This is a genomic window from Celerinatantimonas yamalensis, assembly GCF_046054155.1.
Lineage (GTDB): Bacteria > Pseudomonadota > Gammaproteobacteria > Enterobacterales > Celerinatantimonadaceae > Celerinatantimonas > Celerinatantimonas yamalensis.
Window position 1 is genome coordinate 51,711 of the sequence record NZ_JBEQCT010000002.1, and the last position, 16,837, is coordinate 68,547.

A 16,837-nucleotide genomic window follows, 5' to 3' on the forward strand; every position below is an offset into this window, starting at 1 on the left:
AAACCGATGCGCCAAACGACGCACCGGTTCATAGCTCAGCAAATTAAGACGCTGATTCGCCAGTAGTCGGATTCAAGATAAGTGCTTTGGTTTTGCCACCCTCTTTAAAATCAAACATATGGGTCAACGTACCAGCATGCGCATCCATTGAATTTTGCATGCGCCCTAACTGCCAGTTATTTTCGATAAAGCGAGCAATCGAACTTTGATCAGTCAAGGTGTGGTCAATGAAGTTAGGTTTCGCATAGGGCGAGATAACCAGTAACGGTAAGCGTGGCCCAAAACCATGGCGACCAGAGCGGTTGGCAAATTGGTTTTTCGGTGGCATCACGTGATCATAGTAACCATCGGAGTCATCATAAGCGATGACAATGGCCATGTTTTTCCACTGTGGCAGTTTTTCTAAACGATTGATGGTACGCACTAAGAAATGCTGCTCATCTAATGGATTCGAGTAGCCTGCATGACCATCTTCAATGCCTTTTGCTTTTAAGAAACTAACCGCAGGTAGATGACCTTGTTCAGCCGCACTCCAGAATGTTTTCAAACTATACTGATGGTTCGCCCGATCGCTATGCCCCACGTTGGCGAGACTACTTGGCGCTAAATGATGAGGGTTAGCCGTTGATTTAAAATACTGGAACGGTTCATGATGCGGAATATAGTCGTTCGCTTGTCCACCAAATACATTGGTACTTTTGGCGCTACAGCGCGCGATGCCATTGTGGTAGCTGGTTGGATCAAAACCACCTTCGAACCAGCCCCAAGTCACCTGTTTAGCATTGAGCAAAGTGCCAATATTATCGCCTTTGACATAGACCAAACCACTGAGTACAGACGTTGCAAGCTCAGCGCCTTTGGCTTTTTCAACATCCTTATAGGAACAGTCATCAAAGCGTGGATCCACATCGCTGACTAAGTTGCCCTGCTTCACCCCAGGAGTGTTGCTTGGATACGTGGTGCTAGTGCGCCCCGCTACTAAATTCAGTGCGCCAGGCGTAGATGGCCCAAAAATAGTGCCATACGAGTTATCGCTCATGGCAAAGTGCTGCGCATAATTCCACAGTGCTGTCACTGTATTCCCATCATAATAGCCCATCACTTGGCGCTGACAGACCTTAGAATGTTTGTTGCCTGTGGCGCTAACAAACTGATTGACTAACCCACCATTGTACGCATCTTGCTCCGCTTCATAGCCATGGTCTTGGTCACAAGGTTCTTGATTGCGCACCATGCGAAAAGGGTTATAACGGTTAGGATTGTGCTCAAGTAGCTCCGTGGTCAAACCATTAACTGCTGGTGTATCCGCTTTAGCGTGAAAAGCAGGTTCACCTGCAGGATTAGTCGCATGGGGATAGGTACCAAAATAATGATCAAATGAGATATTTTCATCAAATATCACCACCACATGTTTGATCGGCGTCGTCGTCGGTTGAGCTTGATTCATCGCAGTTTGCGGCGAATGACTCGCGCATCCTTGCAAAAGCGCACCAACGGCTAAGCCGGCGCAAGACAACTTAAAGAGTTTCATACAATATTCATCCATTTATCAGTATCGGGAAAAATGATCTGGCACAAACCTAATACGTTTGGATGAACTCTTTGTGACAGCGCTTAGTAACCCCTCTGCTATTTACATTAATTTACAAATTTGCAGCATATATAAAACAAAGCAATCATCGTCGACAGCGCTAAGCTCAAAATCGAATCCAAATGGGGAAATAATATCGTGGTATGACGGCAAAGCCGTAGAAGCGCGTATGACACAGCTTATATAGATAAAACATTCGGTTAGGTGATATCTCAGCCATTAAAAATCCGGTACATGTTAATGTACCGGATTAGATACAGCGATGAAACAAAGCTACTTGGTTAAATCATCAAAGAATTTCTTCACGCCATCTAAAAAACCCTCAGAACGAGGTTTATGCTTTTTACTGGACTTACTCGATTGACCACCTAATGACTCTTCTAATTGCCGCAACAAGTTACGTTGTTCTTCATTAAGGCTCACTGGTGTTTCAATCACAACTTTACAGATCAAATCGCCGACGACGCTTGAGCGGACTGATTTCACCCCTTTTCCACGAATGCGCAGCATCCGCCCAGTTTGGGTTTCAGCAGGAACTTTAAGTTTCACTCGCCCATCAATAGTGGGGACTTCAATCTCACCGCCTAGTGCAGCTTGAGTGAAGCTAATCGGCACCTCACAATATAAATTGTTCTCATCGCGAGTAAATATAGGGTGTTCTTTAACATTCACCTGTACATACAGATCGCCGGCTGGTGCGCCTTTCTCGCCAGCTTCACCTTCGCCGGATAAGCGAATGCGATCACCTGTATCAACCCCTGCGGGTATTTTAACTGAGAGCGTTTTACTGCGCTCATAGCGGCCTTCGCCATGACATTTAGGGCATGGATCGCTAATGATCTCACCTTTGCCATGACAGGTCGGACAGGCTTGCTGAACAGCAAAGAACCCTTGACGCATCTGCACTTGACCATGACCATGACAAGTTGGACAAGTTTTCGGTTTGCTACCAGATTTAGCACCCGTTCCTTTACATTGTTCACAGTGAACCAAAGTGGGTATCTGGATCTCTTTAGAAACGCCACGAACCGCTTCTTCTAAGCTCAGTTCCATGTTGTAACGTAAATCGGCACCACGCTGTGGCCCTCGACTACCACCTCGGCGTCCACCACCGAAGATATCGCCAAAGACATCACCAAAGATATCACCAAAATCAGCACCGCCACCAAACCCGCCTGCTCCAGCACGATTAGGATCAACGCCATCATGGCCAAATTGGTCATAGGCGGCTCTCTTTTGCGAATCGTTTAGTACTTCATAGGCTTCACTTACTTCTTTAAATTTATCTTCAAGCGCTTTATCACCCTTCGTCCGGTCCGGGTGATACTTCATCGCCATCCGCTTATAGGCCTTTTTGATGTCCCGCTCGCCGGCATCTTTACTGAGGCCTAGCACTTCATAGTAATCTCGTTTTGACATAGTGGTTTCAGTGTTTTTAAACGAAAACGGGCGCTGTAGAACTACAACGCCCGTTAAAATTAATTAAGTAAGAAACGATCAGGCGATATTATTTCTTATCGTCGTTTACTTCCTCAAACTCAGCATCAACGACATCATCGCCACTGGCAGATTTCTGTTGTTGCGCTTGTTCACCTGCTCCGCCTTGCGCTGCCTGAGCTTTCTGCTGAGCAATCTCCATCAACTTAGAAGAGGCTTCAACAACCACCTGAACTTTCGCTTCGATTTCAGCTTTGTCTTCACCGCGAGCCGCACTTTCCAATTCACTCACTGCCGTTTCGATTTTGCTTTTCTCATCACTTGGCAGTGCATCACCCGCTTCTTCAATCTGCTTGCGAGTACCATGTACTAATGCATCAGCTTGGTTACGTGTACTGACCAGTTCCTCGAATTTTTTATCATCGTCGGCATGGGCTTCGGCATCGGAAACCATTTTGCTGACTTCGTCATCTGACAAGCCAGATGAAGCATGAATGGTAATCTTCTGCTCTTTGCCAGTATCTTTATCTTTTGCTGATACATGCAAAATACCATCCGCATCCACATCGAAAGTCACTTCGATTTGTGGCGCACCACGTTGAGCTGGACGAATACCTTCTAAGTTGAACTGTCCCAGTGATTTGTTATCACCAGCACGTTTACGTTCACCCTGTAGGACATGGACTGTCACCGCTGATTGGTTATCATCAGCAGTTGAGAAGACCTGTGACTGTTTAGTTGGAATAGTGGTGTTTTTATCGATAACTTTTGTCATCACACCACCCATTGTTTCAATTCCCAATGACAGCGGAGTAACATCCAACAACAATACGTCAGTTTTATCACCAGAAAGTACGCCACCTTGAATCGCTGCGCCCATCGCTACTGCTTCATCTGGGTTAACATCTTTGCGAGGTGCTTGACCAAAGAACTCTGTAACGACTTTTTGAACCATTGGCATACGGGTTTGACCGCCGACCAAAATCACTTCATTCACTTCAGAAACCGACAAGTCAGCATCTTGTAGCGCAATACGCATTGGTTCTAATGATTTTTGAACCAGATCTTCAACTAGTGATTCAAGTTTAGCGCGAGTCACCTTGATGTTTAAGTGTTTTGGACCTGAACCATCAGCGGTGATGTACGGTAAGTTCACATCAGTTTGCTGCGCTGAAGACAACTCAATTTTAGCTTTTTCAGCAGCTTCTTTTAGACGCTGCATGGCCAGTGGGTCATTACGCAGATCCACACCTTGCTCTTTATTGAACTGATCAACTAAATAGTTGATTAAACGGTTATCAAAGTCTTCACCACCTAGATGTGTATCACCATTAGTTGCTAATACTTCGAAGGTTTTTTCACCGTCGACTTCGTCGATTTCGATAATAGAGATATCGAATGTACCACCACCTAAGTCGTATACCGCAACAGTAGTATCGCCTTTCACGTGATCAACGCCATAGGCAAATGCCGCAGCAGTTGGCTCGTTGATAATACGTTTAACGTCTAAACCAGCGATTTTACCCGCATCTTTAGTTGCTTGACGCTGTGAATCATTGAAGTAAGCAGGCACTGTAATGACCGCTTCAGTCACTTCTTCACCCAGATAATCTTCTGCTGTTTTTTTCATTTTTTTCAGCACTTCAGCTGAAATTTGTGGGGGTGCTTTTTTCACATCACGAACAGAAACCCACGCATCACCATTGTCAGCTTTTACGATATCAAAAGGCATAATTTTAATATCGCGCTGAACTTCATCATCACCAAAGCGACGACCGATCAAACGTTTAATAGCATATAACGTATTCTTAGGGTTCGTGATCGCTTGACGTTTCGCTGGCTGACCAACTAATGTTTCACCGTCTTCAGTAAATGCGATGATAGAGGGTGTTGTCCGATCCCCTTCAGCATTTTCAATCACTTTAGGACGGTCGCCATCAAGGATAGCAACACATGAGTTGGTAGTTCCCAGATCGATACCAATAATTTTACCCATATTGATGTCTCCAATTCCAAATTCAGTACTCATTGACTTTGAATCTAAGATGGGGCTCGGATTTTCCTTTTCAAGGGATAATTTGAAAAAATTTTAATTAAAGTATTTTTTCCACAAGCACTGCCTCAACTCATTGATCAGTTAACTCGTTGCTTCTTAGCACTTGTTTGTTAATGACACAAAGGATCCGCCCTAGAGACCCGCCAAATAGATGAGCACCACCAACGGCACATCAAAGTGAAGAGATGTCAGACCAACGATGAATAAGCAACAAGGTAGTTCAGCGCCATTGACGCATAAACAACGCGCAAAGCGGCATCACTTAGAAAAACGTAAAAGAGGGGGGTTATCTTAGCCCATGCTAGGAAAACCACGTGGTATATCCTAGTCGAAAAACCGAGGCCACATTATACTTGAACACACAATTAATCAATACTTCGTACGGCCATGGCGACCCAACAAAATAACCAAGTCTCTTGGCTGATCAGCGATAAACGTCAGCACAAGAGACTTGTATTTGCGATTACTTGGCTGCTTTAAGCTCAGTAAGTAACTGTGCTGAAACTTTGCCAGTCATACGATGATGATGGTCTTTTTGGAATTTACGAATCGCTGCACGTGTTTTTTTACCAGCAAACCCATCGGCTTTGCCCACATGATAGCCTTTATGGTTTAATTCCATTTGGATCTCAGCCACCAATTTGTGCTGCGCAACACTGCGAGAATGCGCCGCTTTCATTGGTTTTTTTGTCATAGCTTTTTTAGCCATAGGTTTTTCAGCTTTTGGTACAACAACCGCAGCAGCTGGCTGAGTTTCGGCTGGTTTAGCAGGTACTGTATTATCGGCTAGTGCCAAAGGGCTTGCCATTAATCCAAACAAAGCTGCAATTAACGTTTTTTTCATTACTTTCTTCCTTTTAAATAAACTTCGCCGCCAACACTGCTCTATAAGGGCTTGGGGAAGCAGTAGGGCGTGACATATACAACTCTGAATTAGTGGGTTAATTATTTTTCTCTACCATTTAGGCACATTTCGTCAACGATGGTCCCAAACCCTCAAGATCCTGTTAACTCACCAGCATCGGATAATCGTTATCGCTTGCGTGCGCATCATGGGGCCAACTTAGAAAAATCGCAATACAATATTGAGCTAATAAAAAACGAGCATATATCAACTTGTTTATTCTATTTTTTGTTATATATAAGAATAAGTTAACCTATATATAGGAAAACCCATATCAGTCATAGTTATACCCTATTCAGCTATTACATCACAGCCCAAAATCAGCTCATAAAAAAAGCCAGAATAACTGGCTTTTATCTAAATAAATGCACTTTATGCGCATTTCATCCTATTTATATTTCTAGCAATTTTATAAGTAAAAATCGCTCTTTTAGCGCAATTTAATTTGGCTTTCAGAAGACTTTTCATTCACTGTGACATTTAAGTCGCGTAATAGACCATCTTTAAGTGAATAGACACAACCATGCACTGACAATTTTTGCCCTTTGTTCCAAGCATCTCGAACAATTGTGGTCTGACACACATTGGCAACCTGTTCAATCACATTAAGCTCACAGAGTTTGTCGTAACGTTCTTGCATATCAGTAATTGCATCCAGTTCACCTCGATGTAGTCGATAGACATCTCGAATATGCCGCAGCCAGTTCTCAATTAACCCTAATTCACTCCCATCAACAGCCGCTTTTACCCCGCCACACCCATAATGTCCAGTGACCAAAATATGTTTTACTTTGAGCACTTCTACAGCAAATTGGATAACAGACAAGCAGTTTAAATCAGTGTGCACGACCACATTGGCGATATTGCGATGGACAAACACCTCACCAGGCATCAACCCCATAATTTGGTTCGCCGGGACGCGGCTATCAGAACAACCTATCCACAAATATTCAGGATTATGTTGGCCAACCAACTGCTCAAAGAAATCTGGCTGCTCATTTTTAATTGCTGTCGCCCACTGCTCATTGTTATCAAAAATTCGTGCTAATTCGCTCATGTTCCATCTGCCATTTAAACGTCCCATCACTAAATCGCCACCCAGTAAACGATTCAACGCCCTTTGTACTTGTACCAAAATACGATGAAATGTAAAAAAATAACCTGCTAATATACAAAAAAGCATACGTCAAATTTAACAAGGACCAAACTTTTAATGAATGTAAAAATCACAATAAAGTGATTTTAGAACGCGTAAAAAAGCAAAAACAACATCAAAAATATTTCATACACCCACTTTTTAATCGATCATCCAGCCCGGTTAACGAAGCTCATGATATTTACTCATACTGGTTTTTCCTCTTGCTTCTAAAAAATCTAATAGCTTCGCTGCATGAGTACTCACTAAGCGTTCCATCGGGAAACCGACCTGTTTAATCACATCACAACATTCGGCAAATTGGCCCACAGAAAAAGAAACATGCGCGTCACTGCCAAGCGTTAACCAAGCGCCATGATCACGAGCCGCCTCGGCAATCGCCAAACAGTTTTTATGACTACCACGGCGTGAACCCAAAAATGAAGAGTTATTCAACTCAATGAGTACTTGATGCTGAGCCGCCGTTTTAACAAGCGCATCAATATCTATCGGATAATTCGGATTACCCGGATGACCAATCACATCCACTAACCCGCTTTTAATCGCCCCAATGAGTGCCCGCGTATGCGAGGCACTATCGCTGGGGGCTATCACCGCTTCATGCAAACTGGCAATCACCAAATCCAATTGTTCAACCAGTTGTTCAGGCACATCAATATTGCCATCCACATCACAAATGTTAGCCTCAACGCCGCGCAATACACCGACGTTGTCGATAATTCGCGGCACCACTTTTAAATTGCCAAAAAACCATATGTGGGGAGCTCCAGGCATACTGGGCGCGTGATCGGTCATGGCCATCAAGCGAATACCCGCACGACGCGCAGCGTTTACGTTCTCTTGTAAACTACTGTAAGCATGACCACTACTGATGGTATGAGTATGCGTGTCTGTTTGGATTTGCATAAATTATTTCCTAGTTAGGTGATTAAAGTACTATACGTATAAGCGAGGACAAGGAGATAGCAGCAGCGAAATAGCTATTCATCCTGATCGGGATGACCCAAAGACAGTTCGCCTTGTTGAGGGATTGAAGAATCCCATGGTTGGTGCTTTTGCTTCTCTTCGCGCAAAAAACGCAACTGACGATTATACGCAAGACGTATGACATTTCGTTGTTGGGAAGGGGTTAATTTTTGCCAATGAAAACGTTCATCACGGGTGCGAAAGCAGCCGCGACAGAGGCCTTTTTCATTGACCTGACAAATGCCAATGCATGGGCTTTGCAGGGGGAATAATTCGATCTGTTGCATGAGTTTTAAAGTAGCGCATTTTTTGGCCAATGAACATCATCTGTCGAAAAAAAAGCCGGAGTAACACCTCCAGCTTTGCTCAATGGCTTATAGCCCACTATTTACTGAATAGATCTTTATGGTTATGCGGGGCGCAGCGTTGATATTGCTCAGCGGCAATAGCTTTTTCACCTAATTCAACTGCCGCATGCCATGGCCAGCGCGGATCGTATAAAATGCCTCGCGCCAATGCGACGGCATCCGCTTGCCCTGTTTGCAGCACCTCTTCGGCTTGCTGCGGTTCAGTAATAAGCCCAACAGCAATGACTGGCATTTGCACCGCTTGTTTGATCGACTCGGCAAAATGCAATTGATAACCAGGGCCAACTTCAATCTGCTGATTTTCACTCAAGCCACCGCTTGAAACATGGATAAAACTACACCCTTGCTCATCTAACGCTTTTGCCAACGCAATACTCTGTTGCAAATCCCAGCCGCCTCTGACCCAATCTGTAGCTGAGATCCGAATACCAACAGGTTTACCTTGCGGAAAAACAGCGCGGACTTCAGTAAAAACTTCTAAGACCAAACGCATCCGATTTTCCAGCGAACCACCATATTGATCATCACGTAAATTCGACAAAGGAGACAAAAATTGATGCAATAAATAACCATGTGCGCCGTGCAATTCGATGGCATCGAGACCTATTTTTGCAGCACGCTGCGCTGCGCTCACAAAATGGCTCTTCAGCGCGACAATATCTTCTTCGGTCATTGCATGAGGCGGGTTTTCTGTTTGTTTGCAAGGTTCAGCCGATGGGGCAATGGTTTGCCAACCTAAATCTTGCTCTGGGGGGATCTGCTGCCCGCCGTTCCATGGCACATCGCAAGAGCCTTTACGTCCTGCATGGCCCAGTTGCACAGCAATTGGCATATTTGAGTAGCGCCGAATACTATCGACCACCCGCTGCATCGCCTGTTCTGTCAAATCATCCCATAACCCAACATCACCGTAACTAATTCGACCATGCGGTTCAACGGCCGTTGCTTCAATAATCAGTAACCCTGCACCTGACTGAGCAAGATTGCCTAGATGTTGTATGTGCCAGTCAGTCATCTTACCGTGCTCTGCTGAATACATACACATGGGAGCAATCACGATACGGTTCACAAGCTCTAATTCATCCAATTTTAATGGAGTAAATAATGTAGCCAAATGGATCTCCTCAATGATGTTGAATAACCATTCAACAATAGCAGATCCATTCTAGAACAGACAAGCGCTAATCACATCATTGAATCGTTAACTTGGTCGTGCCAAAAACACCATTATTTCGAGATAAAAAAAGCGGCCACTGGCCGCTTCAACAAAAATGTGAATACAACAGCAATTAACTTTTTGCTTTTGAAATCATCACCATCGCTGGGCGAATCAAGCGACTATTCAACTCATAGCCTTTTTGCATCACGGCCAATACAGTATTCGGCGCAACATCTTCGCTTTCTTGCATGCCCATCGCCTGATGCTTCGCCGGATCAAAGGCTTCACCGTCAGGGTTAACTTCGACAACCCCAAACTTAGCAACGGTATTAAGGAATGATCTAAGCGTTAAATCAACCCCTTCAAGCATCGGTTTGAGTTCTTCATTCTCGTGATCAGCAGCGCCAATAGCTCGCTCAAGGTTATCGATAACAGGCAGCAATTCACCCGCAAATTTCTCCAAAGCAAATTTATGGGCTTTGTCGATATCTTGCGCGCTGCGTCGACGAATATTTTCCACTTCAGCGTGAGCGCGGATAACGCCATCTTTTTGCTCTTGGATCTGTTCATTGGCCTTCGCTAACTGGGCCTCTAACTCTGCAATTTTTGCTTGATATTCAGCCTGCAGATCCTGTTTCTCTGCATCATCTGCAAGGATCACTTCAGGCTCAGGTGCAGCCTGCTCAGTGGCCGAGGTTTGCTCAACGCTGTCTATAGGGTCAACAGTTTGCTCAGTTTGGTGTTTTGGTTGCTCGCTACTCATGATGCGACACTCCGAAAAGTTAGCCTAAATAATTCTTGAGGGTTATTATGGGGATGATACCGAGGGTTTCAACCCATATTGGCATAATTCGCTGTTTAACTGGTGGATTACATCTCCCCTCAGGCTATAATTAACATTAATATAAGTAGATATATCATACAGCTGTATTCAGTGGGCGTCTTCTGCGTAGTCACAAAGCAACGCCCTTAAATATATCATGCACCCCTAGATATGAAGTTATTATGACAAAAATTTTTCAAACGATTGGCCTAATTGGCAAACCAAATCATGCTGGTGCCAACCAAACACTCAATCAATTGCATCAGTTTTTGCAAAATAAGGGATACCGCTTATTAGTTGAAGAGCGCGTAGCTAAGCAACTCCCCATCTGCAATAGCGAAGTTGCCAGCCGTAGTGAAATCGGCCAACAAGCTGACTTAGCGATAGTCGTCGGAGGAGACGGCAATATGCTGGGGGCCGCTCGGGAATTTAGCGGTCATGATGTGGCCGTCATTGGCGTCAATCGCGGTAACTTAGGTTTTTTAACCGACTTACATCCCGATGACTTTGAAGCTCCGCTTAACGCCGTACTTGATGGCGAATTTATTACCGAACATCGCTTTTTACTTGAAGCGGAGATCATTCGCGACGGACAAAGCCTTGGTACACACAAAGCAATGAATGAAGTGGTGTTACATCAAGGCAAAGTGGCTCATATGCTAGAGATGGACGTCTATGTTGATGACAATTTTATGCTAGGGTTACGCGCCGACGGCTTGATTATCGCCACGCCTACGGGCTCAACAGCCTACTCATTATCAGGCGGTGGGCCAATCTTAAGCCCCGATCTCGAAGCGATTGCTCTAGTCCCGATGTACCCACACACGCTCAGCACCCGCCCCACCGTCATCAATGGCAAATCACAAGTGCGAATTAAATTTGCCCCACATAATCGTTCTGATTGTTTAATTAGCTGTGACAGCTACCTGCCTATTAATGTTATTGCTGGCGATGAAGTGATTGTGCGTCAACATCCGCAGCGATTACGTCTAATTCATCCTACCGACTACCACTATTTTGACGTATTGCGTAAAAAGTTAGGCTGGGGAAGTCAGCTCTTTTAATCCATATCATAGGATCAAAGAGTAGGCATTATCGAAAGCGCGCCTACTCTTGACTCACCTTATAAATAATCATCTAATCGCGCGTATAACACTTGCTCCCACACAAAAACAACTGTATATATATACACATTACGTGTAGAAGGAGCAATGCATGTTAACTCAGCTGACTGTTCAAAATTTTGCGATTGTCCGTTTTTTAGAGCTGGATATCGCCTCTGGCATGACCACCATCACTGGCGAAACAGGTGCAGGGAAATCGATTGCAGTTGATGCACTCGGGCTGTGCCTTGGTGATCGCGCTGAAGCGGCAATGGTTCGCCCAAATGAGAAAAAGGCAGAAGTATCTGCCCGTTTTGATATACGCCATAATTTAAGCGCGCAACAGTGGCTGCAAGATAATCAACTCGACGATGAAGGCGAGTGTATTTTACGCCGGGTTGTTACCCATGAAGGGCGTTCAAAAGCCTATATTAACAGCACGCCAGTTCCGGTTAACCAGCTCAAGTTATTAGGAAGCCGATTGGTCAGTATCCATGGTCAACATGCTCATCATGAATTGCTTAAGCCCGCGCGCCAATTGGCGATTGTTGACGATTATGGTCACCACCAAAGTTTGATTGAACAAGTAGCAAGCACTTACCAGCACTGGCAAGAGTTACGTCATGAAAAAGAGCGCCGCCTGACTGAACAAGCCGCTCTGCAAGCGCGTCAGCAATTGCTAGAGTATCAAGTGGAAGAACTGGATCAGTTTAGCCTTCAGCCGGATGAATATCAGCAGTTAGATGCGCAACATAAACGGTTAGCTCATAGCGCCGAACTATTAGAAAGCTGCCAGCAACTATCATCCATGCTTTGCCAAGATGATGAAGTCAACGCCTTATCGATGTTGCAGCAAGGCTGTAAAAAAATAGCCGATCTACTCGACTATGAACCTAACTTACAAAGCGCCTATGATCTGTTGCAAGAAGCCGTGATTCAGGTCGAAGAAGTCGGCGATCAGCTCGGCCATGCCGCCGACCAGCTCGAGCTCGACCCCGAACAGTTCACTCAATTGGAAGAACGATTAAGCCAAGCATTAGATCTAGCACGCAAACATCAAGTGAATCCAGAACAGCTGCCAGAACATCATCAACAATTAGCACAAGAGCTACAACAGCTTGCAGAGGCAGATGAACAACTATTGGGCATGGATGAGCAAATTTCACAAAGCTGGCAAGACTATACCAGACAGGCCGCCAAACTAAGCCAAAGCCGGAACCGCCACGCCAAGCATCTGAGCCAATTACTGGAAAAATCAATCCGGCAACTAAGCATGCCCAAAGCGTGCTTTCAGATTCAGATCAATAGCGATGAGCATCACCCCAGCTTAAATGGATGGGATAAAGCTGAGCTGATGGTCAGCACCAACCCTGGCCAACCTTTGCAAGCCATGAGCAAAGTAGTTTCTGGCGGCGAACTCTCACGCATTGGACTTGCCATACAAGTGCTTGGCGCCGAACATATTAGCGTTCCTACCTTGATATTTGATGAAGTGGATGTGGGAATTAGTGGTCCAACTGCCGCAGTGGTCGGGCAAATGCTGCGCCAATTAGGTAAAACCAACCAAGTTTTATGTGTTACCCACCTACCGCAAGTTGCCGGTAATGGGCATCACCAATTGCGGGTCAGTAAAAAACAACAAAAACAGAGCACTGAAACCTTAATGGTCGCACTGAATGAACAAGAGCGAATTGAAGAGCTAGCGCGGTTATTAGCGGGCAATGAAATTACCGATACAGCCCTTGCGAATGCTCGAGAATTACTCTCGCATCAAGATTAACTCACGTAGTTATCGCTCAAAATCAATCACAAGCGAGAAACAAGGCTTCTTTTTTAGTCAGTCCTTGGTATGATGAGCAGCCTTAGTATGGACGTAAATAATGAAGATAATGCGCACGAGACTGATAATTTCGGCCCTATTGGCCACCTCTGTATTGTCCGGCTGCTCGCAACTTAACAAGCTGGTCTACAAAATTGACATCCCTCAAGGGAACTTCGTTGAGCAGAAAGATGTAAATCAACTGCATGTGGGGATGAGCCCTGCTCAGGTGAAATATCTGATGGGCACACCGATGCTAGTCGATGCTTTTACGCCTAATCAGTGGTACTACATCTACCGTTATCAAGTAGGGAACGGTAAATTGACCCAGAAAAAACTTATCGCTACATTTAAAAATAACAAACTACAAAGCATTCGTGGCGACTACCCAATTGGGCCTAGCTTTAATATCCCAGTCAATGCACCGGTTCAAGCGACAACCAGTTAGTACAAGCACAATGCATAAACCGACGCTATTCGCTGCGTCGCGGATTTGGCTTACCACCAGTCCCTTTATCGGCTTTACCCGCCGCTTTTGCTCGCTCAGCACGAAGCTTACGCAGCTCTTTGGGGTCGGCCAGCAATGGCCGATAAATTTCAATGCGATCGCCATCGTGTAAGGTGTCGCCGAGCTTTGCTGAACGACTAAAAATTCCCACCGTTAAGTGCTGCTCTTTCAACTCAGGATGATGTTGATAGATACCCGATAGCGCAATAGCTTGTTCAATGGTTGATTCAGCCTGAACGGCCAACGACAACAGTGTTTGCCGCTCAGGGAGTGCATACACAACCTCAATATTTAACTCACTCATGCCCCATACACCTGTTTTGCGCGAGTAGAAAAAGCCTGCACCATTGAACCAGCCAATTCTTTAAAAATGCGGCCAAAAGCCATGGAAACTAACCGGTTCGAAAATTCAAACTCTAACTCCAACATCACCTTGCAAGCGTGGCCATCCAGCTCAACAAAATGCCACACCCCTTTGAGGTTTTTAAATGGCCCCTTAACCAAGTTAATCTCAACTTTGTGATAAGGATGCATAATGTTGTGGGTGGTGAACTCCCCGCGAATACCTGCCTTAGCGACCTGCACCGTTGCCGTCATCTGATTATCTTGCAAACTTAATAACTCCCCGCCTACACACCCAGGCAAAAATTGCGGGTAAGACTCCACATCATTGACCAAATGATACATCTGTTCGGCACTAAAATTCACCAAAGCACTACGTTGGATCTGCGACATGAACACTCCTCTTTTAAAATCGCCGACAATTTTACCACCAACACGGATAAAGACGAAGAATATCAGTTTTCTTGTGCTTGAAGATGGGTATAATGGCACCCCTATGGCTAAGAAAAATTCAAATAAATCGGGTAGCGGTACCATCGCCCAAAACAAAAAAGCCCGTCACGAATATCATATTGAAGATAAATTCGAGGCAGGCCTAGAGTTACAGGGTTGGGAAGTAAAATCACTACGTTCCGGTAAAGTAAATATCAGCGAAAGCTATGTATTTATTCGCAACGGCGAAGCCTTCATATCGGGTGCGACCATTCAACCTTTGAATGCCGCCTCGACTCATGTGATTGCTGAACCAACGCGGGTACGTAAGCTATTGCTTAATAAACGTGAGCTCGACAAACTCATCGGTTCAACCGAACGTCAAGGCTACACCATTATCGCCTTAGCGATGTATTGGAAACGCTCGTGGGCTAAAATTGAAATCGGTTTAGCGAAGGGTAAAAAAGAGCACGATAAACGAACCGATATCAAAGAACGGGAGTGGCAACGCTCCAAAGCACGGGTGATGAAACATACCTTACGCTAATTGTTCAAATAAAAAGCGGTTAAACACAATGGCCTAGTATCATTGATACTGGCCGTGTTATACTGCTAAATCAACTCTGGGGCTGATTCAGGATTCGACAGGATCAATGAGCTCAGAGGAGCATGCCGAGGGGCGGTTGGCCTCGTTAAAAGCCGCAAAAAAATAGTCGCAAACGACGAAAACTACGCACTAGCAGCTTAATACCCTTCTAGTGCTCTTCTGCCCTAGCTTCCGCCTGTAAGACGGGGAGTTCAGAAGATCAAACAAAAACAGGATCGCGTGGATGCTCCCGCTTGAGAGCTGAACCGTTAAACTTAATTCAAGCTAGTGATAATGTGGCGCGTCGGCTGGCAGCATTATCGCGAATTTAAAGGTCGACTAAGCATGTAGTGCCTTTGTGTGAGAGGTTTCTGGACGGGGGTTCAAATCCCCCCAGCTCCACCACTTTGATAAAAAAGACGTCTTCGGACGTCTTTTTTATTGACTATAGCAACGTAAAATCAATAACTTAGCGTCCATACTCGTCCAATAACGTCTTTCAGCAGCCACAGTTTTATGTATTCCAGATTGTATTCCAAAACTTTTGAAGCAAAATTTGGAATACAACGAGTCGCCAGGATACTGTGACAGCCATGCCGAGAACCGTTATTCCTCTTACTCAAATTCAAATCAAAAACGCAAAACCTAAAGAGAAAGACTACAACCTTTCTGATGGACTCAGTCTTCAGTTACGAGTACGCAATAACGGTACGAAGCAATGGAATTTCCAATACAGTCATCCGTACACGAAGAAGCGCATCAATATTGGCTTAGGTACTATTGAGAAAGTCAGTTTAAAACTGGCTAGAGAAAAGAAAATATGGCCGCACTGGCTCCAGCAGAATTGCCAAAATGCAGGCCATCGCCAATGCCAGTATCAAGCGCACCACGCGCTGTTTAATTGAATGGCAGCTTCATACCATGACACGCCCTAGCGAAGCGTCTGGCGCGAAATGGGAAGAAATTGACTGGGATGCTAAGGTATGGACCATTCCACCAGAACGAATGAAAAAAAGAAGAGAACACCGAATTCCTCTAACAGAACAGATGTTAGCTTTACTCGAAGTCATGAAGCCAATCAGTGATCATCGTGAATACGTGTTCCCATCAGACCGAGATCCTAAAAAGCCTTGTAACAGTCAAACCGCTAACATGGCACTTAAACGTATGGGATTTGCCGGACGTTTAGTCAGTCACGGTTTACGCTCACTTGTCAGTACCACACTTAATGAACAAGGGTTTGAACGCGACCTGGTTGAAGCAGCATTAGCGCACGTTGATGATAACCAGGTACGCAGTGCCTATAATCGAACGGACTACTTAGAACGTCGCATGCCAATGATGTGCTGGTGGAGTGAGCACATAGAAGAAGCAGCCAAAGGCAGCCTCTCTGTTACGGGAACTAAACAGTTGAAAGTGATTTGACCTTCAAGCTAATCGAGCAAAGCTGTCGAATCTCAAGCTTACTCGTATATTTAATCAATACTACCTGAACCACCAAGATTGTTTAGGGCGAAGATGAAAGTCTGCATTAGCTGGTCAAAAGTAACCATAAAAGATTCCATCAAAAATAAAAAAATGGGCTAC

Annotated in this window: 15 protein-coding genes, 1 other RNA gene and 2 pseudogenes; 7 read left to right on the forward strand and 11 right to left on the reverse strand. The window is 44.8% G+C overall.

Annotated features, from left to right (window positions below; all coding sequences use genetic code 11):
- Window positions 1-43 precede the first annotated feature (43 nt).
- From ABUE30_RS04870 to grpE, 9 genes are all read right to left on the reverse strand, one after another.
- Window positions 44-1,531: a phospholipase C gene (locus ABUE30_RS04870; protein WP_408622584.1), complete on the reverse strand. Its 1,488-nt coding sequence runs from the start codon at window positions 1,529-1,531 to the stop codon at window positions 44-46.
- 333 nt (window positions 1,532-1,864) lie between these two features.
- Complete coding sequence (gene dnaJ / locus ABUE30_RS04875; RefSeq protein ID WP_408622585.1) at window positions 1,865-3,010, reverse strand: molecular chaperone DnaJ; 1,146 nt, start codon at window positions 3,008-3,010, stop codon at window positions 1,865-1,867.
- 88 nt (window positions 3,011-3,098) lie between these two features.
- Complete coding sequence (gene dnaK / locus ABUE30_RS04880) at window positions 3,099-5,024, reverse strand: molecular chaperone DnaK (protein ID WP_408622586.1); 1,926 nt, start codon at window positions 5,022-5,024, stop codon at window positions 3,099-3,101.
- A gap of 523 nt (window positions 5,025-5,547) precedes the next feature.
- A complete protein-coding gene (locus tag ABUE30_RS04885) occupies window positions 5,548-5,928 on the reverse strand; it encodes a peptidoglycan-binding domain-containing protein (RefSeq protein ID WP_408622587.1) in 381 nt (126 codons plus the stop codon).
- Between the two features lie 490 nt (window positions 5,929-6,418).
- Window positions 6,419-7,045: a carbonate dehydratase gene (gene can, locus ABUE30_RS04890; protein ID WP_408622588.1), complete on the reverse strand. Its 627-nt coding sequence runs from the start codon at window positions 7,043-7,045 to the stop codon at window positions 6,419-6,421.
- Between the two features lie 261 nt (window positions 7,046-7,306).
- On the reverse strand, window positions 7,307-8,050 hold the full coding sequence (locus tag ABUE30_RS04895; RefSeq protein WP_408622589.1) for a phosphatase: 744 nt from the start codon (window positions 8,048-8,050) through the stop codon (window positions 7,307-7,309).
- A 74-nt stretch (window positions 8,051-8,124) separates the two neighbouring features.
- The gene (locus ABUE30_RS04900; protein WP_408622590.1) at window positions 8,125-8,397 is read right to left on the reverse strand and encodes a DUF1289 domain-containing protein; all 273 of its coding nucleotides are present in this window, start codon (window positions 8,395-8,397) and stop codon (window positions 8,125-8,127) included.
- A gap of 97 nt (window positions 8,398-8,494) precedes the next feature.
- Window positions 8,495-9,592, reverse strand: coding sequence for an NADH:flavin oxidoreductase/NADH oxidase (locus ABUE30_RS04905; RefSeq protein ID WP_408622591.1), 1,098 nt, complete (start codon window positions 9,590-9,592; stop codon window positions 8,495-8,497).
- Between the two features lie 175 nt (window positions 9,593-9,767).
- A complete protein-coding gene (gene grpE / locus ABUE30_RS04910) occupies window positions 9,768-10,400 on the reverse strand; it encodes a nucleotide exchange factor GrpE (protein ID WP_408622592.1) in 633 nt (210 codons plus the stop codon).
- Window positions 10,401-10,642: 242 nt separating this feature from the next.
- Between grpE and nadK the strand changes: the two genes are divergently transcribed.
- The 3 genes from nadK to bamE all read left to right on the forward strand — a co-directional run bounded on the left by nadK (window position 10,643) and on the right by bamE (window position 13,830).
- A complete protein-coding gene (nadK, locus tag ABUE30_RS04915) occupies window positions 10,643-11,524 on the forward strand; it encodes an NAD(+) kinase (protein WP_408622593.1) in 882 nt (293 codons plus the stop codon).
- Window positions 11,525-11,675: 151 nt separating this feature from the next.
- Window positions 11,676-13,343 carry a DNA repair protein RecN gene (recN, locus tag ABUE30_RS04920; protein ID WP_408622594.1) on the forward strand — a complete coding sequence of 556 codons (1,668 nt, stop codon included), beginning with the start codon at window positions 11,676-11,678 and terminating at the stop codon, window positions 13,341-13,343.
- 100 nt (window positions 13,344-13,443) lie between these two features.
- Complete coding sequence (gene bamE / locus ABUE30_RS04925) at window positions 13,444-13,830, forward strand: outer membrane protein assembly factor BamE (RefSeq protein ID WP_408622595.1); 387 nt, start codon at window positions 13,444-13,446, stop codon at window positions 13,828-13,830.
- A 25-nt stretch (window positions 13,831-13,855) separates the two neighbouring features.
- On the opposite strand, the gene ABUE30_RS04930 is transcribed toward bamE, so the two are convergent.
- Together ABUE30_RS04930 and ABUE30_RS04935 are read right to left on the reverse strand one after the other, a co-directional pair.
- Complete coding sequence (locus ABUE30_RS04930) at window positions 13,856-14,194, reverse strand: RnfH family protein (protein ID WP_408622596.1); 339 nt, start codon at window positions 14,192-14,194, stop codon at window positions 13,856-13,858.
- Window positions 14,191-14,625 carry an SRPBCC family protein gene (locus ABUE30_RS04935; protein WP_408622597.1) on the reverse strand — a complete coding sequence of 145 codons (435 nt, stop codon included), beginning with the start codon at window positions 14,623-14,625 and terminating at the stop codon, window positions 14,191-14,193. The genes ABUE30_RS04930 and ABUE30_RS04935 overlap by 4 nt, the downstream gene beginning before the upstream one ends.
- A 103-nt stretch (window positions 14,626-14,728) precedes the next feature.
- On the opposite strand from ABUE30_RS04935, the gene smpB reads away from it, so the two are divergent.
- The 4 genes and pseudogenes from smpB to ABUE30_RS04950 all read left to right on the forward strand — a co-directional run.
- Window positions 14,729-15,211 (forward strand): SsrA-binding protein SmpB, encoded by a 483-nt coding sequence (smpB, locus tag ABUE30_RS04940; protein WP_408623185.1) that lies wholly within the window; start codon window positions 14,729-14,731, stop codon window positions 15,209-15,211.
- Between the two features lie 78 nt (window positions 15,212-15,289).
- Window positions 15,290-15,655: a transfer-messenger RNA gene (gene ssrA, locus ABUE30_RS04945) on the forward strand.
- A 188-nt stretch (window positions 15,656-15,843) separates the two neighbouring features.
- Window positions 15,844-16,005, forward strand: a pseudogene (locus ABUE30_RS18535) (integrase arm-type DNA-binding domain-containing protein); the annotation flags it as partial.
- Between the two features lie 53 nt (window positions 16,006-16,058).
- A pseudogene (locus ABUE30_RS04950) lies at window positions 16,059-16,675 on the forward strand (tyrosine-type recombinase/integrase); the annotation flags it as partial.
- Between the last annotated feature and the right edge of the window lie 162 nt (window positions 16,676-16,837).